General features: G+C 68.8%; 2 pseudogenes. Both read left to right on the forward strand.

Annotated features, from left to right (window positions below):
• A pseudogene (locus tag FV217_RS22280) lies at nucleotides 1–272 on the forward strand (hypothetical protein); the annotation flags it as partial.
• A gap of 95 nt (nucleotides 273–367) precedes the next feature.
• A pseudogene (locus FV217_RS22285) lies at nucleotides 368–1,270 on the forward strand (hypothetical protein); the annotation flags it as partial.
• Between the last annotated feature and the right edge of the window lie 126 nt (nucleotides 1,271–1,396).

Raw genomic sequence — 1,396 nt, forward strand, 5'->3', positions numbered from 1 at the left:
GCGCGGTAGAGGCGGCCTCGCTCGACGTCGAGGCGGTGCATCAGCCCGCGCAACTCCGCCACGAAGGCGGTGCCATGGTCGCCGCCGCGCCCGAGCGCGAGGCGCGCCGTGTCACCAAGAGCTTCGAGGCACACGAGATTCATCCCGACCGGCTCTGGCTCCAGACCTTGCCGGACGAGCCCGGCCGCTTCCTCAAGCTGCGCCTGAAGGCCGAGCAAGGGCGCCGGATCGAGGCGGGCACCGCAATCCCGGGAGGGAGCAACCCGTGGTGATTTTTTTTGAACGGTTCCGCGCGTGTTCCCTCTCCCCTCTACGGGAGAGGGTGGCCCGCGAAGCGGGTCGGGAGAGGGGTGCGCCCTTTCCGGAGATGTCGCTCCCCTGTCCCGGTCGCTCCGCGACCACCCTCCCCCGCAGAGGGGGGAGGGTTTTGGCGCTGCTCCACCTTCTGTGTTTCTTTATCTTCGTATCGCCACCCGCTCACGCGATCGAACCCGGCGACCTCACACTCACGGTCACCCCCGAACTCGCCGGCAACGCGCCGCCCTATGCCCGCGAGATGGTCCTGCTGAAGCTGCGTGGGGTCTACCGCACCCAGATCCTGCTCGAAGAGGTGCGCCAGCCGGCGCTGACCAACTTTTCCTGGACGCAGCTCGGCCGCGACACCTGGGGGCGGACCCGCATGCCCGACGGGCAGATGGCGCTGCTGTTCGAGCGCACCATCGCGATCTTTCCCCAGCACACCGGCACCTTCGCCATCGAGCCGTTCACCCACAAGCTGACGATCAACGACAACGGCGAGCGCCGGACGATCGACGTGCGGTCGGAGGCGATCCCCTTTCCCGTCGCGACATGGACCGGCGAGAGCGGCGGCCCCGATGCGCCGGAACCGTGGTGGCTGCCGGCGCGCGACGTCGCCATCACCGATTCCTGGGACCCGGATCCCGAGACGGTCAACCAGGGCGACACAACCCGCCGCATCGTGACGCTCGAGGCACAGGGGATGCTGGCCGAGGGCCTGCCGCCGCGGCCGGTCATGCGCACGCGTGGCATCGTCACCTTCGCCGGGCCGGTGAAGCGCGAGACCATCATCACGCCAACCGGTCCCGTGGCGCGGGCGACCTACCAATGGGACCTCAAGAAGGGCGTCGCCGAGGTGATCGCCCTCGACGGCATCGAGATCCCCTGGTTCGACACGGTCTCGCGCACCATGCGGGTCGCCGAGATTCCGGCCCGGCAGATCGGTGGCGGCTCGCCGGATCGCGGGGAAGACTCCGCTGGGTCGAACAGCCGGTAGAGCGTGGCCCGCGAGACATGCATCTGCCCAGCGATGAATGCGGGCGACAGATCGGGCCGCGTCAGGTTTTCCTGTATGATCGTCCTGGCCAGCGCACGCAGT

It is taken from the genome of Methylobacterium sp. WL9, assembly GCF_008040035.1.
GTDB classification, from domain to species: domain Bacteria; phylum Pseudomonadota; class Alphaproteobacteria; order Rhizobiales; family Beijerinckiaceae; genus Methylobacterium; species Methylobacterium thuringiense.